At 61.1% G+C, this 26,147-nt stretch carries 18 protein-coding genes and 1 pseudogene; 4 read left to right on the forward strand and 15 right to left on the reverse strand.

Annotation, left to right across the window (positions count from 1 at the left end; all coding sequences use genetic code 11):
* Positions 1-44: 44 nt before the first annotated feature.
* From BTW07_RS13565 to BTW07_RS13575, 4 genes and pseudogenes are all read left to right on the forward strand, one after another.
* Positions 45-2,216, forward strand: coding sequence for a carboxy terminal-processing peptidase (locus tag BTW07_RS13565; RefSeq protein ID WP_075570714.1), 2,172 nt, complete (start codon positions 45-47; stop codon positions 2,214-2,216).
* A 320-nt stretch (positions 2,217-2,536) separates the two neighbouring features.
* A pseudogene (gene ligB, locus BTW07_RS20185) lies at positions 2,537-3,793 on the forward strand (NAD-dependent DNA ligase LigB); the annotation flags it as partial.
* Between the two features lie 141 nt (positions 3,794-3,934).
* A complete protein-coding gene (locus BTW07_RS20335; RefSeq protein WP_425272038.1) occupies positions 3,935-4,339 on the forward strand; it encodes a helix-hairpin-helix domain-containing protein in 405 nt (134 codons plus the stop codon).
* Positions 4,340-4,726: 387 nt separating this feature from the next.
* A complete protein-coding gene (locus BTW07_RS13575) occupies positions 4,727-5,977 on the forward strand; it encodes a capsular polysaccharide export protein, LipB/KpsS family (RefSeq protein ID WP_075570715.1) in 1,251 nt (416 codons plus the stop codon).
* Positions 5,978-6,189: 212 nt separating this feature from the next.
* On the opposite strand, the gene BTW07_RS13580 is transcribed toward BTW07_RS13575, so the two are convergent.
* The 15 genes from BTW07_RS13580 to BTW07_RS13650 form a co-directional block, all read right to left on the reverse strand.
* Complete coding sequence (locus BTW07_RS13580) at positions 6,190-7,140, reverse strand: glycosyltransferase family 2 protein (RefSeq protein WP_075570716.1); 951 nt, start codon at positions 7,138-7,140, stop codon at positions 6,190-6,192.
* Positions 7,141-7,261: 121 nt separating this feature from the next.
* Positions 7,262-8,290, reverse strand: coding sequence for a glycosyltransferase family protein (locus BTW07_RS13585; protein ID WP_075570717.1), 1,029 nt, complete (start codon positions 8,288-8,290; stop codon positions 7,262-7,264).
* 44 nt (positions 8,291-8,334) lie between these two features.
* Positions 8,335-10,650, reverse strand: coding sequence for a glycosyltransferase family 2 protein (locus BTW07_RS13590; protein WP_158025882.1), 2,316 nt, complete (start codon positions 10,648-10,650; stop codon positions 8,335-8,337).
* Positions 10,651-10,661: 11 nt separating this feature from the next.
* Positions 10,662-12,506 (reverse strand): glycosyltransferase family 2 protein, encoded by a 1,845-nt coding sequence (locus tag BTW07_RS13595; RefSeq protein WP_075570718.1) that lies wholly within the window; start codon positions 12,504-12,506, stop codon positions 10,662-10,664.
* A gap of 27 nt (positions 12,507-12,533) precedes the next feature.
* A complete protein-coding gene (locus tag BTW07_RS13600) occupies positions 12,534-13,532 on the reverse strand; it encodes a glycosyltransferase family protein (RefSeq protein ID WP_075570719.1) in 999 nt (332 codons plus the stop codon).
* 129 nt (positions 13,533-13,661) lie between these two features.
* Positions 13,662-16,052, reverse strand: coding sequence for a rhamnan synthesis F family protein (locus BTW07_RS13605; RefSeq protein WP_208605409.1), 2,391 nt, complete (start codon positions 16,050-16,052; stop codon positions 13,662-13,664).
* 20 nt (positions 16,053-16,072) lie between these two features.
* A complete protein-coding gene (locus BTW07_RS13610) occupies positions 16,073-17,245 on the reverse strand; it encodes a hypothetical protein (protein ID WP_208605410.1) in 1,173 nt (390 codons plus the stop codon).
* A 579-nt stretch (positions 17,246-17,824) separates the two neighbouring features.
* The gene (locus BTW07_RS13615; RefSeq protein ID WP_075570720.1) at positions 17,825-19,174 is read right to left on the reverse strand and encodes a UDP-glucose dehydrogenase family protein; all 1,350 of its coding nucleotides are present in this window, start codon (positions 19,172-19,174) and stop codon (positions 17,825-17,827) included.
* A 104-nt stretch (positions 19,175-19,278) separates the two neighbouring features.
* Positions 19,279-19,824, reverse strand: coding sequence for a dTDP-4-dehydrorhamnose 3,5-epimerase (rfbC, locus tag BTW07_RS13620; protein WP_075570721.1), 546 nt, complete (start codon positions 19,822-19,824; stop codon positions 19,279-19,281).
* Between the two features lie 72 nt (positions 19,825-19,896).
* Positions 19,897-20,826: a glucose-1-phosphate thymidylyltransferase RfbA gene (gene rfbA, locus BTW07_RS13625; protein WP_075570722.1), complete on the reverse strand. Its 930-nt coding sequence runs from the start codon at positions 20,824-20,826 to the stop codon at positions 19,897-19,899.
* Between the two features lie 154 nt (positions 20,827-20,980).
* Positions 20,981-21,868, reverse strand: a complete 888-nt coding sequence (gene rfbD, locus BTW07_RS13630; RefSeq protein WP_075570723.1) for a dTDP-4-dehydrorhamnose reductase — start codon at positions 21,866-21,868, stop codon at positions 20,981-20,983.
* Positions 21,865-22,938, reverse strand: coding sequence for a dTDP-glucose 4,6-dehydratase (gene rfbB, locus BTW07_RS13635; protein ID WP_198651205.1), 1,074 nt, complete (start codon positions 22,936-22,938; stop codon positions 21,865-21,867). Before rfbB ends, rfbD begins: the two co-directional genes overlap by 4 nt.
* Before the next feature lie 176 nt (positions 22,939-23,114).
* The gene (locus tag BTW07_RS13640) at positions 23,115-24,230 is read right to left on the reverse strand and encodes a KpsE/RkpR family capsule polysaccharide export protein (protein WP_075570725.1); all 1,116 of its coding nucleotides are present in this window, start codon (positions 24,228-24,230) and stop codon (positions 23,115-23,117) included.
* Positions 24,227-25,249, reverse strand: coding sequence for an ABC transporter ATP-binding protein (locus BTW07_RS19430; protein ID WP_083941870.1), 1,023 nt, complete (start codon positions 25,247-25,249; stop codon positions 24,227-24,229). Before BTW07_RS19430 ends, BTW07_RS13640 begins: the two co-directional genes overlap by 4 nt.
* 13 nt (positions 25,250-25,262) lie before the next feature.
* Complete coding sequence (locus tag BTW07_RS13650; protein ID WP_244158367.1) at positions 25,263-26,120, reverse strand: ABC transporter permease; 858 nt, start codon at positions 26,118-26,120, stop codon at positions 25,263-25,265.
* Positions 26,121-26,147 lie beyond the last annotated feature (27 nt).

The raw sequence follows: 26,147 nt of genomic DNA on the forward strand, positions 1-26,147 counted from the left end.
TCTAGGGAATAGAGAGTGTACAGGAAACCGGGAGTGCTTCATTGATGACCCTGACTGTCGCCGCTCGGCACGCGGCCATGTGTTTGCTACTGCTGGCATGGAGCGTCACGGCGCTAGCCGGTCCCACCCCAACGGACGATCAGCGTCAGGCGACGAGCGAAGTCGCCGAGTCACTGCAGTACGGCTCCTATTCGGGAGTCGACCTCGACGACGACTGGTCGAAGCGCGCCTTTCAGCGGCTGTTGGACGTGCTGGACGATCAACGCGCCTACCTTCTGCAGCGGGACGTCGACAATTTCAGCGAGCTTGAGACGTCACTGGACGATGCCGTCAAGGCGGGTGATCTCGACCGCGTCTATGCATTCTATTCACGCTATCAGGATCGGGTGGAATCGCGACTTCAATGGCTGGTAGACAAGGTCGATCAGGGCATCGACTACGACTACACCAGCAACGAGCGCCTGGCCCTCGATCGTGAGGACTCGCCCTGGGCGGGCAGCGAGAGCTCGCTCGACGAGCTGTGGAGCAAGCGGCTGGAGAACGCCGCACTGACGCTCTCCTTGAGCGATCAATCCCCGGCCGAAATCCAGAAGACGCTGCATGACCGCTATGCCAACCAGCTCAATCGCGTCCGTCAGACCAACGCCGAAGACGTTCTGGTGCTGCTGATGGCGGCGGTCACCGGCACCGTCGATCCGCATACCGAGTACTTCTCTCCCCAGCAGAGCGAGTCTTTCGATATCCAGATGCGCCTGTCGCTGGAAGGCATCGGTGCGCTGCTGCAGAGCGATGGCGAGTACGTCAAGGTTTCGAGCCTGGTCCCTGGCGGACCCGCCGACAAGGCCGGCGTGCTGCAACCGGCGGATCGTATCGTCGCCGTGGGCCAGAACGAAAATGGCGACATGGTCAATGTGGTCGGCATGCGCCTCGATGAAGTGGTCGATCTGATCCGCGGTCCGAAAGGCTCGACGGTGCGACTCGACATCATTCCGGCCAAGGCCGTCGACGTGACCCGTACGCATACCATCAGAATCACGCGGGATACCGTCAAGCTCGAGGACCAGGCCGCTCACAGCCGGGTCGAGAACGTTCAGCGCGACGGCAAGACGCACAAGATCGGGATCATTACCGTGCCGGCATTCTACGTCGATTTCGATGCCTGGCAGGCCGGTGAGTCCGATTATCGCAGCACCACCCGCGACGTGGCCAAGGAGATCGACAAGCTCAAGGCGCAGGGCGTCGAAGGCATCGTGCTCGATCTGCGCAATGATGGCGGCGGCGCGCTGCAGGAAGCCAATTCCATGATCGGCCTGTTCATCGATCGGGGGCCCACGGTACAGGTTCGCGACGCTCAGGGACGCATCAATCTCTATGGCGATACCGACGCCGGGGTGGCCTACGACGGCCCCCTCGCGGTACTGGTCAATCGGCTTTCCGCTTCCGCTTCCGAGATCTTCGCCGGCGCGATTCAGGACTACGGTCGCGGCCTGATCATCGGCAGCCGAACGTTCGGCAAGGGGACCGTCCAGACGCTGAGCGACCTGAGCCATGGCCAGATCAAGTTGACCCGGGCCAAGTTCTACCGGATTTCCGGCGAGAGCACCCAGCATCGCGGTGTCGAGCCCGACATTCTCTATCCCAGTCTGATCGACCCGGACGAGATCGGCGAAAGCGCACTCGACAACGCCCTACCCTGGGATCGCGTTCGACCGGTGCAGTATCGTCTCTACGGCGAACCGTGGCGCTATCTCGAAGCGCTTCAGGATCGTCATGAGCAGCGCATCGCCAGTGACCCGGATTTCGTCTACCTGGAAAAACAGGCGCAACTGAGCAAGCGGCTACGCGATCAGCAGACCAGCATCAGTCTCAACAAGGCACAGCGTCAGCGCGAGATGGATGCTCAGGAAACCGAGCAGCTGGCGCTCGAGAATCAGCGGCGGAAAGCGCTGGGTATGGAGCCCCTCGATCATTGGACCGATGCTCGAGATCAGGACGATGACGGCGCGAGTGAAGCGGGTCAGACCAGCGACGACGCCAAGACCGAAAGCCGTGACCAAAGGGACGGTAATGGTCGAAAGGACGGTGCTGGCCAGAAGAGCGACAGCGGTGACGACGAAGCCGTCGATTCCGACGATGCCAAGCCCATCGATCGGGCCGAACTGCAGGAAACGTCCCAGATCCTGCTGGACTATGTGCAACTGAAGTCCGCCAGCTGATCCATCGCGCCCCGGTCCGGAACCCATGAGGACCGAGGCGCGAGACTGGAGCCTGCGACATCTCCCCTCCCGGTGCTGTCGACCCATGAGCTGTCGACCCGTGAACCGTCGACCCGTGAACCGTCGCATCATGAACTATCCAGCCATGAGCGACCGAATCACGAAACATGAAGGGCCTCGCAAATCGCGAGGCCCTTTTTTGTCGGCCTTTTGTCAATCGACGGATTGCATTGCCCTCGACGCATCGCATCCTGGGGCTATCGGTGTTCAGAAAATCGCTTATCGGTCGTTGAACCTCTAGAAGACTCAAGAGCGACGCCATGATTGCGACATTGATCCGGGCCACGGCCTTCGTCTGCCTGGGGCTGTCGGTGACGGCCCATGCCGATACGGCACCTTCCAGCAAGATCGGTTCCAGCAAGATCGGTTCCAGCAAGACCGGTTCCAGCACGGTCGTTGCCGGCACGGGCGATACGTCGTGCCCTCCCGGTACGACACGGGCGCAACGGCAGCACGCCTACGATGCCCTGAGCCGACAGCTGCAGGTGTGGGACGACGCCTACTATCGACAAGGCGAGCGTCTCGTGGAGGACGGCGTGTACGATCAGGCCAAACGCCGCTGGCAACACTGGCGGCAATGCCTCGACCCCACCATAGCGCCGCCGCCCCAGCCAACGCCGGCGTCGGCCCGTGACGAACTCACCCACCCTTTCGCCCAGACCGGGCTCGACAAGCTGCCTGACCGCCAGGCCGTCAGACACTGGCTTGCACGCCAGTCGGACCAGACGCTCTGGATCCAGCCCAAAGTGGACGGCGTCGCCGTGACGCTGGTCTACCGGAAAGGCCAGCTCGAGACCGCCATCAGTCGTGGCGACGGCGTGAAGGGCCAGGACTAGACGCGGCAGGTCAGCCGGATCGAAAGCATTCCCCGACATCTGACGACCGACGAACCGGTGACTCTGCAGGGAGAGCTCTATCTTCGCCTGCCGAATCATGTTCAGGCCCGGGACGGCAGTGTCTCTGCGCGCTCCCAAGTGGCGGGGCTGCTGAATCGCCAGACGCTTTCCGAGTCAGCGGCCCGAAAGATCGGCTTCTTTGCCTGGGCCTGGCCGGATGGCCCCCGGAAAGGCGCGGAACGACTCCGCCAGCTGACGCAGCTCGGATTCGCCGACACGGCCAATTACACCCGCACGGTGACTCGGTTATCCGAGGTCGCGCAGTGGCGGGATCACTGGTATCACGCCCGGCTACCGTTCGCCTCCGATGGCATCGTCATCAAGCGCAGCGAGCGGCCCTCCGGCGATCGCTGGCAAGCCGAACCGCCGAGCTGGGCCATGGCCTGGAAATACCCTGCGGCGCAAACGCTGGCCGTCGTCGAAGCGATCGACGTATCGGTCGGTCGCACCGGTCGGCTGACTCCCGTTGCCCGGCTCGATCCGGTACAGCTCGACGACCGTGAAGTCAGTTCGGTAAGCCTGGGATCGCTGGCACATTGGCAAACGCTGGATGTGCGTCCCGGCGATCAGGTGTCGCTCTCTCTCGCCGGCGCTACCATTCCTCGAGTCGAGCAGGTGGTCATCCCGGCGACGCCGCGTGAACCGCTGGAGCTTCCCGATGTCGATCGCTACGACGCGCTCTCCTGTTTGACGTTGACCCCTGGCTGCCGCGAGCAGTTTCTTGCTCGTCTGACCTGGCTTGGCAGCGAGGAAGGCCTGGATATGGACGGCATCGGCCCCGCCAGCTGGGCAGCACTCGTCGACGCAGGCCTGGTCGACGACCTGCTCGCCTGGCGACAACTGAGTGCGGATCAACTACAGCAGCTACCCGGGGTTGACGAGGTTCGTGCCCAGCATTGGATCCACACGTTTCAGGCAGCGAACGCCCGCAGCCGCACGCAATGGTTCGTGGCGCTCGGCATGCCGCCGATTCCAGAAGCGGTGCGCGACAAGGCACTGGAAGCGCCACTGTCGACGTTGCGTGAGCGAACGACCGCAGGCTGGCAAGCGTTCCCGGGAATTGGCGCCATCCGCGGCGCACAGCTGGTAGCTTTTTTCCATGACGCCACCATCGATGCCTGGCTATCCTCCCTCCCCGCTTCCTCGGCGGACGACACCGACGGCTGAGAAGCTTCATCTTCCCGGCACGACTTAAACCACCGCCAGATTCACCAAAACGCGCCATGGCAGCGGAGCCAGGGCGCCTTATAGTCGAATCGTGTCCACCCCGGGGCCGGGCGGCGTGCTGTCCGCTCATGGTCGACGTGTCGACCTCGCCAAGCTTCGAGCCATCAGTTCCGAGCTATCAGCGTCTCGAGTCATCGATGTGTCGACCCTCAAGGCACTCGATCCCTTGACGACCCGATGCCACCCCCGAATCCGTGGTTCCCTCCGGGAAGGACATTGAAGCGTTTTCCCCACAACGATGTCGACGACAGCCGATTCCTGAATGCCTTTCTCTTCATGCAGGAAGAATCGCCGCTGGAGAGATCGACGCAGTAAGGGATCGACACGATGTTTCCGGCCAGGCGAGCTTTCCTGTTCCTGCAAGGCCCCCGCTCCCCGTTCTTCAATCAGCTCGGGCAGCGGCTCACCGATGATGGCCACAAGGTCGTCAAGGTCAATTTCAGCACCGGCGATCAAGCCATCTGGCACGGGAAACTGACGGAGACCTTTCGTGACCCGTGGCCCATGCTGGGGGAGTTCATTGTCGAGCTGTGGCGCCGTCACGAGATTACCGATCAGGTCGCCTTCGACGACTGCCGCCTCGCCCACAGAGCCGTGATCCCCGTTGCCCGCCGGCGCGGGATACGTAGCCACGTTCTGGAGGCAGGCTATCTCCACCCCCATTGGGTCACGCTGGAACGTGAGGGCGCCAACGGTTATTCACTGCTTCCGCGGGATCCGGAGTGGTATCACAGTGTCGGCCCGACCATTCCCCACGCTCTGCCGCCCCGCCCCTTTCGCCAGACGTTTACCACTCGCGCCGCGCATGATGTCGGCTATCACCTGGCACAGCTCGTCAATCCAGTGATGTTCTGGCAGACCCGCGGCCATGCCAGGCTGCCCGGGGCCAGCCACTCACCCGGCACTTTCAGGCAGCTCGTGGCGCTGAATCGACGCCGATCCCTGGAGCGTTGCCGAAAGCTGATCGGCGAAGGCGGACCGTTCTATCTTTTCCCGCTGCAGCCCGCCGAGGACCCGCGGATTCGATGGCACTCGTCCCTTGCCGACCGCTGGGAAGCGCTGGAGCGCGTCATCCGATCCTTCGCTTGCTTTGCCCCGGGACGTGCGCGGCTGGTCGTCATCGACCGCGCAGGCGACCTCTCGTCGGGCGATGCGCGACGCCTTCGGGGTCTGGCCCGGGAAACCGAGATTGGCGACCGGCTGATCGTCATGCCGGGAGGCGATCTGAACCGGCTGATCGAGCACGCGTCGGGCCTGGTCACGATCAACGGCAGCGAAGGCCTCATGGCGATCGAGAGCGAGTGCCCGACTGTGGTGCTCGGCCAGGCCATCTATCGCATGCCCGGGCTCATCTCACCCAGCTCGCTGGATGACTTCTGGCGCCACCCCATCAGCCCCGACAGGCGGTTGTTTCGAAGCTTTGCCAAAGTGCTCACCCACGCCACCCAGATCAACGGCGGGTTCTTCAGTCGGGAAGGCATCGATCTCGCCGTGGTCAACGCAGTGTCGCATCTGACCGATAACGTCTCCCCGATCGAGCGACTGCTGTGGGATTCCCGTCTCCCGGTCGCCTCCTGACGTCGCCGATACGTTCGAATCGATTCCGCTCGAACAGACGGCTCGGCTAGCCCCATCGGATAGACCAAGCAGATAGACCATTCAACGCCCCCTGCCAACGACAAGCGGCCAGGTGAATGCCACCCGGCCGCCTGGTCGTTGCCAGCGCTCTCCTTTCGATCACGACTTGCGTGCCGATATCCACTCGGGTATCGGCCCTGTCGATGCGAGGCCTACTGATTGGCCGACAGCAACGCTCGTCCGATATCGATACGAGGCTTCACCATCAACTTGGTGAATGCCATCAACACCATCTCTTCGATGGCCGGGCCCATATCCTGCTTGAGCGCTTCATAACTCGGGTAGGTCGGTTCGGGGGCAATGCACATCTCGAAAAAATGCTGCCGATTGATGTGCGGGTTATCGATGAAGAACTGGCTCAGGCGATTGTGCTTCTCCTGCTTCGCAGCGCTGGAAACGTAGTTGCCGATCCGGGCGAAAAACTGCTCCACGCTGCGCAGCGGCAAGTGATAGATGCAGGCCTCCCACTCCCGGGCGAAGTCCATGAGTTCGGATTCCGGTTCCAGCACGGTGCCATCCTGCTTGGCCATCAGCCAGTGATAGCCCATATGCAGCCGATGAGACTGGCGATAGACGAAAAGCGCCTTGGTATCCGACGCCTGTTCACCCAGCGACCAGTACTCGGCGTCCAGCAACTTGCCTTCGAGATCTTCCTGATAGGCAATGCGCTCCTTGCAGATCACGTTGATCCACGGCAGTCGGAAGTAGAAGCGCTTCAGGTTCTCCTCTCCCGGGAAGCGCTGGGCGAACGCCGCGTAGAAATCCTTGATCGTATGGCCCTTCCGGAACGTCAGGAACTCGTCCGCGTCGAATCCGTAGACGACGTTGTAGCAGTCTTTCTTCAGATAGAGCTCGAGCGCCCCGTTGATATAGTCGGCCTTGCGTCTGGAAAAGCCCTGCTCGTCCTCGATCTCGACGAAAGCGACCTCCTTCTCGGGATAGCGTTCTCGCAGTTCGGCGACGCAATCCCGCAGAAAATCGTGCTCGATGTGGCTGATCAGGATGAGCCGGTCGAACCCCAGACGCAGATGATGCAGGCACGAGGCGAAGACGACATCCTCTTCTCCCCTGACCATGGTGATGGCGGTAAATTCAAGTTTCATCGTGAAGTTTCCTGTCAACGTTAAAGGTTCTTGTCGCCGTCGCGGCGACGTAGATCGGGAACATTTGCCATCATCATCCCTGCGAGATCAGGCTCGCGGCATTCGTCTCGCCGTCGCGGTTTCAGCGCCTGACCCACCAGAAGGCGCGCGCCTTTTCCGGGTTACCGATATCGAGCGCCTTGCGAGCCGCATTCTGAGCCATGAGCCGCGCGGCCGCCGGATCGTCGATCAACTGCTGCATCGCCGAACGCCAGGCTTCCGGCGTATCCTCGACCAGCAGACCGTCTTCCCCCTGCGAGACGATTTCCCGATAGGGCGAGCGCGCGCTGTATAGCCCCACGCTTCCCATCGCCGCGTTGTCCAGGAACTTGATATAGGTCTTGCCGGCATTGAACGGGGTATCGCGCATCGGCGTCAGACTGATATGCATGCGCTGCCGGTCGCGATAGCGCTGGAAGGCCCGCCAGCCCAGAGGCTTGGGGGTACGGACCCGCTGCAACCCTCGCAGCGAGACCGGCGAAAATCCCCCCAGCATGATCTCGAACGTCAGCGCCTTGTTGCGCTCGTGGATATCGACCAGCGCCGGCGTGATGTTCTCGAGATCGGCCAGATGCGCCCGCGAGCCGTGAAATCCGACCCGCGGTGCCAGCATCGAAAAGTGATCGTGGTTCGGCATCGGCGCGATCAATGAAGGCGCCAGTAGCGAGACCGAATCGTGACGACGGCTGAAGTGCTTCGCCAGCGGTTCGCAACAGGCAATCACCTCGTCGGCAATCGCCAGCAAGCGCGGCTGCAGGTGTGACGCCACGTGCGACATCCGGCGCCGATAGGTCTCCGGCAGCTGTTCGTCCAGGGCAGCGGCATCGATGTCGTCATCGATCAGATAGCGAATGGTGGCCACGCGATGACGGTTGTCTTCCAGCCACGAGATCCAGGCGCCGTTGAGCGATCTGCAGACGAGGACGTGGGCATTGCGAAGCTCGCCTACCAGCCACGGCATGCACATCACCGGCAGTCGCCAGTAGCTGGTGTCGATACGCTTGACCTCGATGCCACGTGATTGCAGCCACGGTGCCACCGATTTCAGGAAGTAGATATCTTCGGTCGGGCAGGTTCCATCACTCAAAACCACCCAGCGCGGATAGTTCATGATCAGTCCCCTCGTAGGCTGGATTTCATTCTTTCCACCGCGACTCAGCGCAGCGAAAAGTCCTCGTAAGTCAGTGTCAGGCTGGGGTGGTAGGCCGGATCGTCGAACAGTCGATGTTGCCACCGGCGGCGCATGTAGTTGGCCTCCTGGCTCGCCCGCAGTCGCTTGGCACTGGTGTCGTCGGCGCCTCGGGAAACGGACTCGTGGTGATAGAGCTCGGCAAACGGCGTCCACAGATTGCGATAACCCGCCTCGCGGACCTTGAGACAGAAATCGACATCGTTGAACGCGACCGCCAGGTTGGCTTCATCGAACCCACCGACTGAATCGAACAGCGATTTGCGCACCACCAGACAGGCCGCGGTCACCGCGGAGAAATTCTGGGCAAGGTGCAGCCGGCTGAAGTAACCGGGTTCGTGGCGCGAGAAATACTTGTGCGCGTGACCCGCGACGCCGCCCACTCCCAGCAGCACCCCGGCGTGCTGGATCGTGCCGTTGGGGTAGTAGAGCTTGGCCCCGACGCAACCGATCTCCTCGCGGCAGGCCTGGGCCACCATCTCTTCCAGCCAGTCCTCGTTGATCGGTTCGATGTCGTTGTTGATCAGCCCCAGAATCTCGCCGCGCGCCTGACGCGCGCCAAAATTGTTGATCGCCGAATAGTTGAACGGGTGCGGCCAGCGGAGCACGCGAACCCGGGGATCTCTGACGATTTCGTCAAGAAAATCCAGGGTTTCTCGGCAGGTCGAGCCGTTGTCCAGGATCAGCACTTCCAGATGCGGATAACGCGTGCGTTCGAGCAGCGCCTCGATACAGGGCCGCAGGATCGTTACCTGATCGCGAGTGGGAATCAGCAGACTCACCAGCGGCGCCGGATCGGGGATCGGCCAACGGATGCGGTAGGTGTTGGGGAACTTGCCCGGCTCGGCGCGGGCCCCCGTTGCCTGCCGCGTCAGATAATCCTGTACCGCGCGCAGGCCCGCTTCGGCGGTATAGCTCTTCTCGACGGCCGCGGTCGCCGTGGAGCCCTGGCCGGCGTGCCAGTGATACAGCACACGGGGGATCCTCACGATACGATCCGCTGCCAGCCCTGCCGTGAAACGCAGGGTCAGATCGTGGTCCTGACTGCCCTCGAAGCCCACACGAAAGCCGCCGACGGCTCTGACTCTCGCCGTTCGGTACACCCCCAGATGGTTGACATAGTTCTGTCCCAGCAGCAGATCGGGATTCCAGGCCGGCTTGAAGTGCGGATCGTAGCGCTCGTCGAACCCGTCGACCTTGTCTTCGTCGCTGTACAGAAGCTCGGCGTCAGGCTGACGCTGCAGCGTCTCGACGACGTGATAGAGCGCTTCCGGCACGAGCCGGTCATCGTGATCGAGCAGCGCCACGTATTCGCCGTCGGCGCATGCCAGCGCGCTGTTGCTGGCTGCACAGATATGACCATTGACCGGGCGCAACACCAGGTCGATGCGGGGATCCTGCTCGGCGTAACGGGAAAGCCGTTCCCGGATCCGCGGATCGGTCGAGGCATCGTCGGCGATACACAGCTGCCAGTGCGGATAGTGCTGGGCCAGCACCGACTCGATGCAACGCTCGAGCGCCTCGGGAACCGGGTCATACGTCGGCAGCAGGATCGAGATCAACGGTCGGTAGGAAAAGTTCTCCAGACGCCGTGATATCTGATCGGAGGCCAATACGGGCTGCTGCGTCAGCCATTGGCGATAGCTCTTGCGCGGGCAGAGCCGAACGAACGTCTCCTCGTACTGCCTGAGCGCAAGCGCTCGCCAGTGGACGTGCTGCTCCCTGGCACGCTGCTTCAGCTGTGCGAGGACCCTCGCCTTGGGGGTCTCCAGCCACTCGCCGTGCAGATTGGCCAGCCGCTGAACCAGACGGTCGTGAGCGAACCACGGGCTCAGCCACACCAGCCGCAGGTGATCGACGGCAAAGCAGCCTTCGCTCTCCAGCGGATCGAAACGAATTCCCCTGACCCCCGAGCCGATGTAGCAGAGCCGTTTGGCGGTGCGTCCCGGCCTGAGCATCAGATAGAAACTCTCCTTTTCGTTGAAGCCACGGCCCGTATCGACGTACAACCGCACGGCACCGCTCGGCTGATCATGACGGATGGTGACCTCCAGCATGTTCCAGCCCGGCAACGGCAAATGACGCTTCCAGGCAAACTGGGGGTCGTTACCGGTCGAACGCCAGAGGTACTGACGAGACTCGTCCATCTCCCCTTCAACCAATCGCTCGAGCTGGTAGAGAGGCTTCAGTCGCGGATAACAGACGATCCGGGTGGAGCGCTTCAAGCCGCGCCAGAGCATCCAATTTCGGGCGTCCGCCCCAGCCGGCACAGAGGTCTGCATGAGCATCTCCCTCACGGTTCCAGCACGGGTTGAAGTGAAGCGGTTCGTGCCACCCGGTGCCGACCCAACGACTGCTGAGTCAGCGTCACGCGACAGTCGACGATGTCGCCTGGCACGGCTTGCAGCGGCAGGTGGAAGCCTACATAGGCGCCGCGCGGGGCGCCCCATCGCAGCATGCCGGGGCGTAGCGCGTTGGCCAGCGTGCGGCCGATCTTGCGATCGTTGACCCAGACCTCGATCTCGACCGGACTGTCGTCGGCGGCCCACCACGCCCAGCCCACTACCTTGTCGGCCACGCACTGTTGTATCGCGCCATGAACGAATGGCATGCCCTGCCGGAAAAGGGCCAGACGCGATTCGAACAAGCGCTGGCAATCCTGATAAAGCCTGAAGTCCTCAGCGTTCAGTTCGCGCAAGGCACTTTCGTCGGCCGGATCGATGTCGTAGACGTGGTCGACGGATGCATGCCCCAGGTTTTCGGCCCTGCCGGGAATCTGCCAGCCATACAGGTCGTTAAGGATCGCCAGGGATTCCGTATACCGTTCCGTGAGCCCGACGAACCCGAGCGCCTCGACGCGCGTCGACTCGAGAAATCGACTCTGGCGATTGATCATGTCGTGGCGTCGGTAGAACGCCGAGAACGCGCCCTGGTAACCGTGATGCCGCACGAAGTGGTGGTATTCGGATGCGAGACGCTGCAAGGGATCGCGCACGAACGAAAAACAGTGGCGCAGGCCGGCAAGGTGACCATATTTTTCCACCTTGACGTGGCCGCCCAGCAGCTGCACGTTCTGCGCGGTCACGATCTGCCACAGTCGCCACACGTCACGCCGCTCGTAGGCCCAGCGCGCCACCATGGGCGCAGTCTCGCGCTGAGTCTCGCCATAGTCGTGCCAGACCTGGCCCTCGCCGAGATACGCCTTGGCGCCCAATCGAAAACTGGTTCCCGCGGTCTTGGGAATGTGAATGAAGAAGCAGGGCTGGCGTGAGGGCGCGGTCATGTCAGGGGCAAGTTCACGACTCGCCTGGCGCAACCGGCTCAACAGCTCAGGGGAGAAGCGAACGCACGCCTCGTTCATGTCGTGATTGCGAAAGTAATCGAGGTCACGGGAGTGGGCCGGCCCCATGTTGGCGCGACCGCGCGACATCTTGGTATCGACGAACTCCTCGTACGACTTGATGTTGTAGTGATAGATCTTCAGCGGCGTATCGATCACCCGATCGGTACGGCCGGATGTCACCTTGTCATCCAGAAATGCGGCTTCCTGACCATCGGCGGTCAGGTAGCGATAGCCGGGCTTCAGCTCGGCCGTATGGGCGGTCATCGACACCACCAGCGACGGCTTGACGATCGACTTGACGTGGCAGTTGACGACCCGCTCGCTGTCGCTCGCCATGCTGAAGCGTTCGAGTACGCCTCCCGGCTGGCGAAAGCGCATGCCCGACGAACCGAATATCCGCCAGTTGATCGCCACGGCGCCCACATCGTTGGCGGACAGGGTCGGTGCCAGCCACTCCAGCGGTCGGTCGCAATGGGGATGCACCAGGAACTCGTCGGCGTCCATGAACGCCAGATAGCTGACTTCGCGTCCATGGTGTTCGAGCACATGCTGATACCACAGCGTCTGCGCTCGCTCCTCGGGCACCCAATGCTGAACGGTCACCAAACCCTGACGTTGCCATTTCGCCAACAGCAGATCGGTACCATCGGTGCTGCCGTGATCGGCTATATAGAAGTGCTCGAAGCCGATCAGCCGGTGATAGGCGATCCACTCGGCCAGATACGGCCGCTCGTTCTTGACGATGGCGGCGATGGCGTAGCGATAACGGGGATGATTGGCAATACGTGAAATCATTGGCGTTAGTTCCCAGGCAACACGAGCTCAGCGACTATTTCGCGGGCTCAGAACCGGGCCGACGTTCACTCGATGGCGGTAGATGAATCGAGTGATGGCCCGGATCTTTCTATCGGTAATGGCTTCGCCGAAGACATCTGCCGCTTCGGCAAGACTGGCGAATCGTGGCTGACTGGCGGTACACGCCGAAAACAGGGCATCGGCGATATCGAAAGGCAGCTCGGCGTGCGCCGGCGCGGGATTCACCCCCGACTGGCTCATCACTCGCCGCATGGGCCCTTCCAGCCGATCCCGAAATTGGCTCAGGCTGCGTAACGGCACGTGATAGACACAGGCCCCGCTCGCCTCGACGAATGCCAGCGTTTCGGAATCGGGCAGCATGGGGACGTCCTTCTCTCCCGCGTAAGCCTGGTGATAGGCCATATGCACACGCGTCCCGGGGCGCTTGCGGAACAGCACCTTGTGGCGGCTGTTCTGGCGGGTATCGACGCAGAGATAATCGCCTTCGAGAAACTGCCCTCCCAGATCCCGCTCGTCGTACTGATGACGCTGTGGAATCAGGTTCAGCCACGGCAGCGGAAAGCAGTCCCCTACCGTCCCGTCGTGGGCCCCGCTCGCCAGCCCGGCGGTAAACGCCGCGAAAAAGGTGCCAATCGAGGGGTAAATCCCCAGAGACAGAAACTCGTCGGCGTCAAAGCAGTAGACGTAATTCTCCATTTTGGGATCGATGAACAACGACAGTGCCCGATTGACGTAAAAGGCCTTGCGCCGTCCGAAATGACCCTGGCTTTCGAGTTCGACCAGATCGACTTCCATGCCGGGGAAGTCATCGCGCAGCTTGTCGATACACTGGCGGAGGAAATCGTGATCCAGATAGCTGATAACGATCAGGCGATGAAATCCCAGCCGCGCATGGTGCAGAAGCGACGACCACACGATATCGCTCTCGCCCCGCACCATGATGAGGGCGGTGAAACAGATGTCCGGCGTGGCACGAAACGCCGCGCGCTTTGAATCGGCTGTCACGCTTCCCCCTCGACCTCTAAAACCATCGCTGAACCGGCATCGGAAATCGGTAGTGGATCCCCGCCTGCGCGCTTGTTGGCCAACTGCCTGGCGACCCGCCCCTGCGTGATCCGGAGGCAGGTGCGGGCGTCACTCACCGATGAACGGATTTCTTCCGACCTCGTTGATCAGACGCCCCCACTTGAGTATCTGCATCTCATCCAGCGCGTCCTCGCCATGAAGGACCGGCGGGAAACCCAAAGCCGCCCACTTGTCCATCGGATGCAGAATGTGGAACGTCGTCAGTCCGAGATCGCCGGGCATCTGGGCATCCGCCACCACGTTGTCGCCGATATGCAGATGACGGGAGATGCCCTCGTTGGCCAGGTCCTGCTTCACCTTGACCCACATCGAACCGTTATCCTTCCGCGCCTGCTCTTCGCTGGAGACCATCAGCCGATACGCCGCCGCGATGCCGGCCTTGCGCAGCATCAACCCCACCTGTTCGCGGTTGTAGTAGCTGTCGGAGATGACCCAGAGAATGTGTCCCTGGGCGGCAAGATGGTTGAACAGCTCGACCATCTCGTCCTTGGGCTGGATCATCTCGAGATCGAGTTCGTACTCCAGCTCCATCCACTGCTGCGCGACTGACCGCGTCACGTCCAGTTGGTCGGCCAGCTCGTCGTAGACGGCCTCGATACGAACGTCACCTTGGAAGTTGGCGCGCCGACGCAGCGTCGACTCGGCATCGTTGCGCAGCCGAACGAACGCTTGTGCGGAGGGCACATGGCCCTGTTCGGCCAGCATCTTGCCCAACTTCAGTTTGGCGTAATCGGGAACGGTGTACTCACGGCGCACCAGCGTGTCGAAGACGTCGAAACTGATGCAGGCATGGGCCTGAATGCTGGCGATGTGATGCTCGAGCCGACCGTGATAGCTCGCGGTGATGTAACCGTTGTCGGTGGTGAACTGGCCCGTGGGCGGATAGAAGAACAGCTGACGGAAACCGTGATGTTCGGCCAACGGCCCCAGAACGCGCTCGAGGGCATGGAGCATCGAGTTGTCGTTGGGCAACGGCTCTTCCGGGAAATCCTCGTAGGTCCAGGTCTGATCCAGAACCCCCTTCATGGCCTCGGGGCGCGACCAGAACATGCCGCCCGCCGGGTAGCTCAGGAATTCAGGGATATGGTCGATGCCGAGCTTCTCCTGCCACTCGCGCATGAAGCCCTTGTTCATGGTCTGGTGATTGACCCAGGAAGGCATCATCCAGAACGTGGTCGGGTAATAGACCCCCAGGGAGTCGTCGGCGGCAAAGGCGTTCAACAAGCGCGTGATGACGGATGTGTCACGCAGCAGATATTCGATCAGGTATTCCGCCCACTGCGTCTGCTCCTTGCCGGAGTAGAGCGACTTCTTCGAGTGCAGATGGCAGAACAGATCGTACTCCTGAAGCGCCTGACCATACTCCACCAGCACCGGACCGAAATTGCGCCCACGGTTGGGCACGATCCGGGTTTCCAGCTTGGTCACCCGCGGGTGCTCGCCGAATACCTGTCTGGCTCGCGTCTCGAAGCTGGCATCCGCCAGCGTGAGATAGATATCGACGGTGACCGGAAAGCGCTCGATCGCCTTGGCAAATCGATCCAGGAAATCGACATAGAACACATGCAGACAGAGCGCGACCTTCAACTCGCCAGCCGCTCGGGTCAGCGTCTTGGCTGGGCTGACGATTTCCCGTGGGAACCAGCGCACCGTTGCCGGCACATGCTTGCGGCCCTCGCTGCGTCCGTGCAGCAGATAATGCTGAAGAGGGCTCTGCTGGGCGTGGAAAACATCGAGATACATTCGCAGATAGGTTTCGCTGTCGAAACGCGGCGAAGGGTTGACCGGCGCGAAGCGAGACTTGCGAAGATAATCGTCGAACGCCTCTCGCTGGGTCGAAAAACGCAGGCCATACGTAGCCTGATACCACTTGGGATCGAACAGGCCAGTGTTCAGCGAATCCATGAAGGCCTGACTCATCATGGCGGCGTGGGCGCCACCGCTTCGGGCGGTGTTTCCCAGCGGGAGCTCGACGATTTCTGGCTCGACGATCTCGGGCTCGACCACTTCCGATGCTGCTGTTGTTGAACCGTCGATTCCCGAGCGATCGGTTTCTGGCGTGTCAGCCGCCGGCGCAGCGATACCTGGCTCCGCCATTTCCCCGACGCCAGCGGCAGGAGCCAGACCAGCAGGCAAGCCCATCAACCGCTCGCCGCTGGCATCGCCAGTTCCGCGGTGGTAATCATCCACCGGAGAGAGGTCGTCATTGACCGCTTCGCCGTCTGCCACCACGACAGTTTCGGTCACCGTGACCAGATGCCTGTCATCGAGCGCAGGCTCCTTGCCTGGCTGGTCTTCGATACCCTTCTCCGACACGACGATATTGTCGTCCATCCCCACGACCTCCTCGGCCGCCAGGCGCCTTTTGCGTGCCTGACTGGCGAACTGGGTCTGAAATAGCCACGGTAGTAGCGATATCATCTTTCCCGTCGGTTTCATGTGGGCCCCCACCTCTTGATTTATATTGCAAACATTTGCATCGGATTGACGATGCCGTTGCCGGTGATGTCATCATCGACACTGAAAAGATGCCAAACATCGTGCGGAATACAGTTGGGTCGGGTCGCGAAGACCTCATAGAGCCCCTGGACGTCAGCCGGCGTATAATTCACGCCGTGGCGGCGGCACATCACGACGTGATCGATCGCCCCGTCGAAGAGCGTCTTCAAGTCCTGGAAATGACGCTGCGTTGCCGCCTGGCGGCCGTAGAAGTATTCGAACTCTCCGTTGCTTTTCTGCCGGATATCGACCATCTGGCCATGCGGCGCGGTCAAAAGGCATTCGAAAAGTAGAGAGCGTTCGAGCATGATGCACCCTTCTCGCCAGCCCACCCCTTCATGGAAGACGCCCTTCAACAGCGCATGATGTTCGCTGATCTCCGCGTCGCCCGGCTTGGTAGCGATGAAGTAAAGTCCGGTCGTGTCACGCTCCAGAATATGGGTAAGAATCTTCTGGATCGTGCCGGAATACCCCAGATCCAGCATCAAAGGGCGCTTGTCTGGATCCATCAACCCCGATCGCTCCAGGTAGGCGACTAACGCCTTCCGGGTCGGGGACACCACCGTCTTCAAGGCTTGCAGGTGCGGAGTCAGCCACTGGAAAACCAGCTCCCTGTCCTTGGGGAGCTCGCATTGAAAGCGAAGCAGCTCGAACGGTAACGCTGCGAATATTTCGTGCAGCTGAAGACCGAACCTCTTGCGCATGAGATCCAGAACGCTGCCCGAGAAATCGTTGCCCAGGGCCATGGGGGTGATCGTCTCGGATCCCAGCATGGCGCGGAACAACAGCGTTCTGGAGACGCGCAGATAAATGGGGTCGTGCTGCAATTCGATCGAAGACTCTCGCTGAAGGCGAGTCAGCAGGCGATGAAAACACCATCCTTCGCGCGCCAGACATACCGGCAGATGACCTTCGGCCTCGGCTTCAATGGACTCTGCATAAACGTGCAGGGCAGGTCCAAGGAAGGTCGCCCCGAATTCATATAGTGCCCGGCTCTTGGCTTGCATGGTGACGCCTCGTCTGTCGATGTAATAGGTTGCAATACTGACGTTATATACTTGTGATTGCGGCACCATGATGCCGGAATAAAATATCTTGTTCGTCAATGACTCGGCATTCGATGAATTCGACATCAATGAGTTCGAGACTCAATGACCAGGAACTCAATGTCATTTAAATGAAACCAGGGCCAGCATATGGAATCGGCTCTCAAAACCTATTTCAATAAGTCATTTCTTCTAAGACCGATATCTTCTAAGACCGATACTGGTCAAACTTCGTCGTCATGAACCGGGCATTGTTCCCAGGTTCGAAAACCGGGACGGTTAAGGCAATATAGAGACGTCCCAAAAAACGAACGTCGCCGTTAACCGACAAAGCATGCAGGACCAGAAATATCGAGCACGACAGAACTGCGATCTTGCCATCGGTAACGAAGCAACTAGCGTTAAGACTTTAGTCAGGTTAATCGTGCCCCGGCTTTTGGTGAAGATGAATTTACTCATCGATATTCACCATCCACGCTTCCATGAATTAACGGCGCCAAGGAAACATTAAAAACTTCATCTACGACGGTATTAGACTTACTCAATAGAAACGATTTAGCTCATTTTCCGCCATACATCGGCCCGGCAGCACCCGTTCGAGTGGTGCCACCGAGCCATGGATCGTCGATGAAATGTCTCTGGCGGGAGGAAGCGAGAGAGGCGACGTCAGACCGGAGCCGAAGTGCTCAGGGTCTTGCCTCGGCCTACGGCGTAGTAATCCACCCCTGCCAACGCCATCGTCTGCGGATCGAACAGGTTGCGACCGTCGATCACCACCGGCGTGCTCAACTGGCCACGAATCCACTCGGCATCGAGCGTGCGAAACTCTTTCCACTCGGTGCAGATCACCAGCGCGTCGGCCTTCTTGACCGCCTGGATACGGTCTGCCACCAGGATCAGATCGTCCCGCTCACCGTAGATGCGGCGACACTCCTTCATGGCCTCCGGATCGTAGGCCTGTACCGTGACCCCGTGTGCCCACAGCGCTTCCATCAGGGTGCGACTGGGGGCGTCCCGCATGTCGTCGGTTTCCGGCTTGAACGATAGCCCCCATACCGCGATCGTCTTGCCCTCGAGCTCGCCATTCAGCGCATGAGAGAGCTTCTCGAACAGCGTCGATTTCTGACGTTTATTGACCGCTTCCACGGCCTTCAACAGCTCGGCTTCGTAGCCCACCTTGCTGGCGGTACGCGCCAGCGCCTGGACGTCCTTGGGAAAGCAGGAGCCGCCGTAGCCGCAGCCCGGATAGATGAAGTGGTAGCCGATACGCGGGTCGGAACCGATGCCGCGGCGAACGTCCTCGATGTCTGCGCCAAGACGTTCTGCCAGATTGGCAATTTCGTTCATGAAGCTGATCTTGGTCGCCAGCATCGCGTTGGCGGCATACTTGGTCAACTCCGCCGCACGCACGCTCATGAACATCAGCTTCTCGCGGTTGCGGTTGTAAGGGGCATAGCATTCGCGCATCAGATCGCTGACGCGGTCCGAGTCGGTACCCACCACGATACGAGCCCCACGCGTGAAGTCCTCCAGCGCCGAGCCTTCCTTGAGAAACTCGGGGTTGGAGCAGACATCGAAGGGGACATCTGCGACGCGCTCCGCAAGCACGCTCTCGATACGATCCCGAACCTTGTCGGCCGTACCGACCGGCACGGTCGACTTGTCGATGACGACCTTGTAGCCGTTCATGTACTGACCGATAGTGGATGCCACTGCCAGCACATACTGCAGATCGGCACTGCCATCCTCGTCCGGCGGCGTGCCGACGGCGATGAACTGCAGCACGCCATGTTCGACCGCCATGCCGGCGTCGGTCGTGAACCGCAGACGCCGGGCTTCCACATTGCGCAGTACCATCGACTCGAGGCCGGGCTCATAGATGGGAATGTCTCCCTGAACCAGACGCTCGATCTTGTTTCGGTCGATATCGACACACACCACGTCATGGCCTACGTCGGCCAGACAGGTGCCGGTGACCAGACCGACATAGCCGGTACCGAAAACGGTAATCTTCATTCGAGAAATCCCCATGAATGCGCGATGCCACCCACAGGGGCAGCTCGGTCAAGTCTCAGTAGCATTGGCATTAGGCAAGCGTCGGCTTCAGGCAAACGTCGGCTCTAGGCAAACGTCGCCGCGTCGGCCAGCGAGCTGCCCTGTTCGTCCTTGTCGGACGTTACCGGTTCGTCGCCCACCAGCGGCCAGTCGATGGCCAATTGCGGGTCGTTCCAGTGCAGGCTGTATTCGTCGCCCGGCGCATAGTAGTCCGTGCACTTGTACTGGAACTCGGCGACCTCGCTGGTGACGTAGAAACCGTGGGCGAATCCCGGCGGCACCCACAGCATCTGGCGATTGTCTTCGCTCAGCAGCGCGCCGACCCAACGGCCGAAGGTGGGCGAACTGCGACGCAGATCCACCGCGACGTCATAGACCTCGCCCCGCGTGACCCGTACCAGTTTTCCCTGCGGGTGCTGCAGCTGATAGTGCAGCCCCCGCAGAATGCCCTGGCCGGATTTGCTGTGGTTATCCTGGACGAACCGATGATCGCCGCAGTGCTCGACGAATTCACTGTGGCGAAAGGTTTCGAGGAAAAATCCGCGTTCGTCGCCGAACACACGCGGTGTCATCAGCACGACCTCGGGAATAGCCAACTTTTCGTAATTCATGTCGTCCGCCTCTTCGGCTGGGTGGATGGCTGAGGCAATGGTTGAGGTGATGGCTGAACTGAGGGACAGCAATCAGCGATTGCCGCGGATGCCGGCCACCGCAGCTTCGGTCAGCGTTGCACCGCGCTGGGCGTCTTCGAGACGTTTGAGCAGATATTGACCATAACCGGTCTTCTTGAGCGCGGTTCCACGCTCGGTGAGAAGCGCGTCATCGATCCAGCCCTGGTTCCAGGCGATCTCTTCCAGACAGGCGACCTTCAGACCCTGGCGATGTTCGATCGTCTGTACGTACTGGCCCGCTTCCAGCAGGCTGTCGTGCGTGCCGGTATCGAGCCACGCGAACCCGCGGCCCAGTCGCTCGACGCGCAGATCGCCCCGCTCCAGGTAGGCGTTGTTGATACTGGTGATTTCCAGCTCGCCGCGTTCGGAGGGTTTGACCTGATGGGCGATCTCGACCACGTCGTTGTCGTAGAAGTAGAGGCCGGTGACCGCATAAGGGGATTTCGGCTTGATCGGCTTCTCTTCGATCGACAGCGCCTTGCCCGATGCGTCGAATTCCACCACGCCGAAGCGCTCCGGATCCTTGACCAGATAGCCGAAGACCGTTGCCCCTTTCTGCATGTCGGAGGCCCGCATCAGCTGCTCCGAGAAGTGCTGCCCATGAAAGACGTTATCGCCGAGCACCAGGCAGACCGAGTCGCTGCCGATGAACGATTCGCCGATCAGGAACGCCTGCGCCAGACCATCGGGAGACGGCTGTTCGGCATATTCGAAACGTACCCCGAATTGCGCGCCATCGCCCAGCAGGTATTGATATTGCGGTAGATCGGACGGCGTCGAGATGATCAGAATCTCGCGAATCCCTGCCAGCATCAGCACCGAAATCGGATAGTAGATCATCGGCTTGTCATACACCGGCAGCAGCTGCTTGGAGATGCCCTGAGTGATCGGATGCAAGCGTGTGCCGGAACCGCCGGCGAGAATGATGCCTTTACGTGCCATGGTGGAGCTCCTTTTCGATGCGAGGATCGATTCAGACATTCAAGATAACGGTATAAGAGTTACCCCTGTGACAAGGGACTCTGTTACGAAGCGATGGAACAGTTACGAAGCGATGGAACAGTTACGAAGCGATGGAACAGCCATGATCGGCGCGCTATGCGCCCTCGAGCAGCTCCGCCAGCGTCAGCTGCAACTGGGATTGCCAATCCGGCAGCGTGATACCCAGCGCCTGCTCGACTTTCTCCAGCGACAGTCGCGAATTCAGCGGCCGATGAGCGGGAGTGGGGTAATTCGCGGTCGCGATCGATGCCACCTGATCCGGTCGTACCCGCAGGGTCTCCCCGAGTACCTCGGCATGCTGGAAGATCGCCTGCGCGAAGCCGTGCCAGCTGGTTTCACCACGCGGCGCGAGGTGATAAAGGCCAGAGGCCAGGCGTCCTTCCGTCTGCTGCTTCACTGCCAGCAAGGTCACTTCGGCGATCAGCCGGGCTGGCGTCGGCGCACCGATTTGATCGCCAACGATGCTCAGCGCTTCGCGCTCGCGGGCGAGACGCAACATGGTCTTCATGAAATTGTGACCGCGTGCGCTGTAGACCCAGCTGGTACGGAAGATCAGCGCCTCCGCGCCACTGGCCAGGATCGCCTCGTCACCCGCCAGCTTGCTCTCCCCGTAGGCGGACAGAGGTCCACTGCTGCTGGACTCCTGCCAGGCAATGTCGCCATCCCCCGGATAGACGTAATCCGACGAGTAGTGAACCAGTCTGGCCCCGTGCGACGCGCAGTAGTCGGCAAGCTGAGCCGGCAACTCGGCATTGAGCCGGAAGGCTTCGTCGCGCGCCGTCTCCGCCGCATCGACCGCGGTCCAGGCAGCGGCGTTGGCGATGAGGGACGGCCGATGCTCATCGAGCAGCCGAGCGACGGCAGCGGCATCCTGCAGATCGAGTGATTGGCGCCCGGGCGCGACGCACGGCCCGAGCGGGGCCAGCGCGCGCTGCAGCTCGAAGCCGACCTGCCCGTTGCCTCCCAGAATCAGCATGCTCATGCCGTCGCTCCCAGACGCTCGCCCTGGTAACTGCCGTTCTGCACCCGGCGCCACCACATGTCGTTCTCCAGGAACCAGCGCACGGTCTTGCGCATGCCGCTCTCGAAGTTCTCGCTGGGGGTCCAATCGAGTTCCCGCTGGATCTTGGATGCGTCGATCGCGTAACGCTGGTCATGCCCCGGTCGGTCGGTCACGAAAGTGATCAGGTCGCGATAGTGAGCGACACCTTCCGGCTTCTTCGGCGCGAGCTCCTCGAGCAGTTCGCAGATGGTCTCGACTACCTGAATGTTCTGCTTCTCGTTATGACCACCGATGTTGTAGGTCTCGCCGATCTCGCCCTCGCTGGCGACCAGAACCAGCGCCCTCGCGTGGTCCTCGACGAACAACCAGTCACGGATCTGCTTGCCATCGCCGTAAACCGGTAGCGGCTGACCCGCCATCGCGTTGAGGATCGTCAGCGGAATCAGCTTCTCCGGGAAATGGAACGGCCCGTAATTGTTGGAACAGTTGGTCACCAGCGTCGGCAAACCGAAAGTGCGGTGCCAGGCGCGAACCAGATGATCGGAGCTCGCCTTGCTGGCCGAGTAGGGCGAGCTTGGCGCGTATGGCGTGGTTTCGGTGAACAGCTCGTCCACGCCATGCAGATCGCCATAGACCTCGTCGGTGGAGATATGGTGAAACCGGAACGTCGTTGCCTTGCGGGGGTCGCTCTCCTGCAACCCTTTCCAGTAGCTACGTGCCGCTTCCAGCAGGACGTAGGTCCCCACGATGTTGGTTTCGATGAACGCCGCCGGCCCATCGATGGAGCGATCCACGTGACTCTCCGCAGCCAGATGCATCACCACATCCGGCCGGTACTCGTTGAAGATCCGGGCCATGGCCGCCGCATCGCAGATGTCGGCCAGACGAAATTCGTAACGCTCGTCGCTGTCGACGCGAGCGAGCGATTCCGGATTGCCCGCGTAGGTCAATTTGTCGACATTGATGACGCGATGTGGCGTGTGCTCGATCAATTCGCGCACGACTGCCGAGCCGATGAACCCGGCGCCACCTGTTACCAGAAATGTCATGCTCATGGTGCTTCCCCCGTCGAGCCTGTTGTTGAATAGCGGGTAGATCGATCTACGGAAGAGATCGACTGGAAAGACCGACTGAATCGTGCGATCTGTCCGGGGTGGTATGGCTTTCCGGCAGCGGGCCGGGCCCGTGGCATGAGACAGCCGGGGCCGCGGCCGGATCTGCTGGATCAGTCGCGGTGGTCCTTCACGATCAGGATCAGCATGTTGATGATCAGCGTGATGAACAGCGCGATCACGGCGAATACCACCGAGTTGTAGAGGCGCTCAGGCTGTTCGGGGTATTCCGGCATCGTCGGCGTCTGGAGCACGGATACCTGCTTCAACTTCCGCGCCGCTTCGATGCGTGTCGTTTCGAGCGCTCCCAGCGCCCCGGAGTAGCTCTCCTGAGCAAACTGGGCGCGCAGCATCAAGGTCTGATATTCCGAGGAGATACTGTTGAGCGCATCGCCGGACTGCCGAGCCAGGCGGCCCTGTTCCTGGGTGATCTGATCGGAAAGCGCCTTGATTTCGCTATTGACGCGCACGATTTCCGGCGAGCGAACGCTCTGGTAACTGGCCAGTGCGCTCTTGCGGGCCTTGGCGATGGCAAGCTGCCCTTCCAGACTAGAAACGACGGAGCTCAGACTCTCCACCGTGCCCGTCGGCGAGACCAGGCCGTTGGCGTTCTGATAGTCGAGCAGTGCATCACGGGTCTGCTGGAACTTGTCTTCCAGCAACGAGACCTGCTGTTCGAGGAAGCGAACCTGCTCCTCCGCCAGACGCTGCCCCATCAGGTTCATGTGACGCTCGCCCTCGTCGAGCAGCAGTTGGGCGATCTTGTTGGCTTCCTCCGGATCGAAGGCTTCCACATCGACTCGCAGCACGCCGGCGTAATCGTCCAGCTCTATCGACACCCGCGACAGGAAGTAGTCATGCAGCTCCTCCAGCGGCGCGTTCTCGTCGCTCAGCGCGCTGAAGAAGTCGGCGCCCGAATTGGCATAGTGATTGCGGAAATCCGCCTCATCGATGAGCAGCTTCAGCATGTCCACGGAGCGCATGTAATCGCGCAGCAGCAGCATGTCCGCGAGATTGCTGGTCGCTCCGCCGCTCAGCAGCGAACTCACGCTCAAGGTCGGCGACGCGAGCTGAGGGCTCTCGAGCACCACGTTGGCATGGGAGACATAGCGGTCGCTGGCCCATAGCGCCCAGTAGAGCGACACGACGATGATCGCGATCAGGCACACGACCCAGTGAAACGACTTGCGAAACCGCGATGATCTTTTGGCTTGAGATGGCTTGTTCATGGGCGACCTGTCTTTTTCGTAGTCTTGTTCGAAGTCGTAGCCTGGCTCGAAGTCGTAGTCTGGTTCGAGGCCGCAGGCTTGTTCGGAGTCGTCGGCTTGTTCGACGCCTTGGCCGGGCGGTTCCGAGGCTTGGATTTCGCCTGAGCCTGGAACTGCTGCACGTAACGGCGCGCCTCGTGCATCCGCTCCCGGGACTCCTCCATGCGCCATCGCAGCGCATCGTCGGGATCGTTCCGAGCGGGATCGTCACTGGATATCTGGTAGTCGAGCCGCGCCTGCTCGAACTCGAGATTGGCCTGCATCAATTGCTGCTTCGCCTCGGATAGCGATGCAGGCACTTTGGGTGGCGTGGTCTTCTTGCCGTCGGTCGCCTCGTGGTAGGCGCTGATGGCCTCCTCGATATCGTCGAACCACTTCGCCTGCCCTTGCTCCAGCACGATGCCTGCCTCGCAGAACTCCCTCAGCACGCCCTCCCCGTGCGACACCATGATCAGGCTGGCCCGGCCGATGCGATCCTTGAACGCCTCCTTGGCCTTGGCCTTGAAAGCCCGATCGCCGACCGCGGTCGCTTCATCGGAGAGATAGACGTCGAAGTCGAAGGCCAGCGACAGCCCGAATGCCAGGCGTGAACGCATTCCCGAGGAGTAGGTCTTGACCGGCTCGTCGAAGGCGTTGCCGATCTCGGCGAAGGCTTCGACCTCCTGGACGACGCGTTCGATCTCCTCCTCGGCTCCGTGGATGCGAGCCACGAACTTGACGTTCTGGCGGCCGGTCATCGAGCCCTGAAAACCGCCGGCCAGACCGATCGGCCAGGAGACTCGGCTGTTGCGAATGATCTCGCCCCGGTCCGGCGAATCCATGCCGCCGATCAGTCGCAGCAGGGTCGACTTGCCCGCACCGTTGCGGCCCAGAAGCCCCACGCTGACCCCGGAGGGAATGGTCAGGCTGATGTCCTTGAGCACCCATTGACTGCCGTGATGGTTGTGATAGCGCTTGTAAAGATTGCGGATCTCGATCATGTGGGCAGATCTCCTAGTGCGCTTTCAGCTGATCGCGAAAACGCAGGTGGAGGACCAGCCCCAGCGAAATCGACGCCAGCGCCCAGAGCCACAGGTAAGTCATATCGATGCCATCGATCGTGTGGTAGCCGGCGAAGAAGTTGAGTCGCATGCTCTCCAGGCCGTGCACGATCGGATTCAGCAGCAGATATTCCCGGTATTGATGCGGCACGTAGAGCACCGGGAAGATGACGCCGGAAAGCAGCAGCAGCGGCAGGTTGAGGATCCGTGCCACCTTGCCGATTTCCGGCACCAGATCGCCCAGCACCGACAGCGTCAGCCCGAATCCCCAGCCCAGCGCCCACAGCGACAGCCAGTCCATCATCGCGCCGACCGGGTAGTCCGGCATCAGCTCGAACTTGAGCAGGCTGCCGATCGTGATGAACAGGATGAAGATCAGCGACTTGAGCATGCCTTCGAGGAAACAGCGGACCAGCACCGGATCGATCGGCTTGACCTGGCGATAGGCGAACAGCCCGCGATTGGCCTCGACCGCGCCGATCGAACGCATCATGTTCTCGCGGAACAGCATGAACCCCATCAGCCCGACCACCATCCAGGCCACGTAATCGGCCCCGGCGATATGCCGGCCGGACATGAACAACCCGCGCACCGACACCATCACCCCGATGATCGCCAGCGGTTCGAAGATCATCCAGAACCAGCCCATGCGATCGGCCATGGTGCGAGAGATCGCCTCGCGCATGAACATGGCGAACCAGACGCTTCTGGCCACCCGCCACGGCGAGCGCGAAGGCGCGCCGGGCGGTCTTGCGAAATCAGGTTGGGAAAAGCCCGGCGGTGAGTCCGGTCTTGAAACATCCATAGCCATGACGGATTACCCCCGATGGGCCGTGCG

This window comes from Salinicola socius (genome assembly GCF_001937195.1).
GTDB lineage: Bacteria > Pseudomonadota > Gammaproteobacteria > Pseudomonadales > Halomonadaceae > Salinicola > Salinicola socius.

Bases quoted from the DNA above. Each gene is read 5' to 3' on its own strand.
- BTW07_RS13610 (WP_208605410.1), bottom strand. From the start codon at position 17,245: ATGTCGAATTCATCGAATGCCGAGTCATTGACGAACAAGATATTTTAT.
- BTW07_RS13615 (WP_075570720.1), bottom strand. From the start codon at position 19,174: ATGAAGATTACCGTTTTCGGTACCGGCTATGTCGGTCTGGTCACCGGC.
- rfbB (WP_198651205.1), bottom strand. From the start codon at position 22,938: ATGACATTTCTGGTAACAGGTGGCGCCGGGTTCATCGGCTCGGCAGTC.
- BTW07_RS13575 (WP_075570715.1), top strand. From the start codon at position 4,727: ATGTTTCCGGCCAGGCGAGCTTTCCTGTTCCTGCAAGGCCCCCGCTCC.
- BTW07_RS13640 (WP_075570725.1), bottom strand. From the start codon at position 24,230: ATGAACAAGCCATCTCAAGCCAAAAGATCATCGCGGTTTCGCAAGTCG.
- BTW07_RS13585 (WP_075570717.1), bottom strand. From the start codon at position 8,290: ATGAACTATCCGCGCTGGGTGGTTTTGAGTGATGGAACCTGCCCGACC.
- rfbA (WP_075570722.1), bottom strand. From the start codon at position 20,826: ATGGCACGTAAAGGCATCATTCTCGCCGGCGGTTCCGGCACACGCTTG.
- BTW07_RS13565 (WP_075570714.1), top strand. From the start codon at position 45: ATGACCCTGACTGTCGCCGCTCGGCACGCGGCCATGTGTTTGCTACTG.
- BTW07_RS13580 (WP_075570716.1), bottom strand. From the start codon at position 7,140: ATGAAACTTGAATTTACCGCCATCACCATGGTCAGGGGAGAAGAGGAT.
- rfbD (WP_075570723.1), bottom strand. From the start codon at position 21,868: ATGAGCATGCTGATTCTGGGAGGCAACGGGCAGGTCGGCTTCGAGCTG.
- rfbC (WP_075570721.1), bottom strand. From the start codon at position 19,824: ATGAATTACGAAAAGTTGGCTATTCCCGAGGTCGTGCTGATGACACCG.
- BTW07_RS20335 (WP_425272038.1), top strand. From the start codon at position 3,935: ATGGACGGCATCGGCCCCGCCAGCTGGGCAGCACTCGTCGACGCAGGC.
- BTW07_RS13650 (WP_244158367.1), bottom strand. From the start codon at position 26,120: ATGGCTATGGATGTTTCAAGACCGGACTCACCGCCGGGCTTTTCCCAA.
- BTW07_RS19430 (WP_083941870.1), bottom strand. From the start codon at position 25,249: ATGATCGAGATCCGCAATCTTTACAAGCGCTATCACAACCATCACGGC.
- BTW07_RS13590 (WP_158025882.1), bottom strand. From the start codon at position 10,650: ATGCAGACCTCTGTGCCGGCTGGGGCGGACGCCCGAAATTGGATGCTC.
- BTW07_RS13595 (WP_075570718.1), bottom strand. From the start codon at position 12,506: ATGATTTCACGTATTGCCAATCATCCCCGTTATCGCTACGCCATCGCC.
- BTW07_RS13605 (WP_208605409.1), bottom strand. From the start codon at position 16,052: ATGAAACCGACGGGAAAGATGATATCGCTACTACCGTGGCTATTTCAG.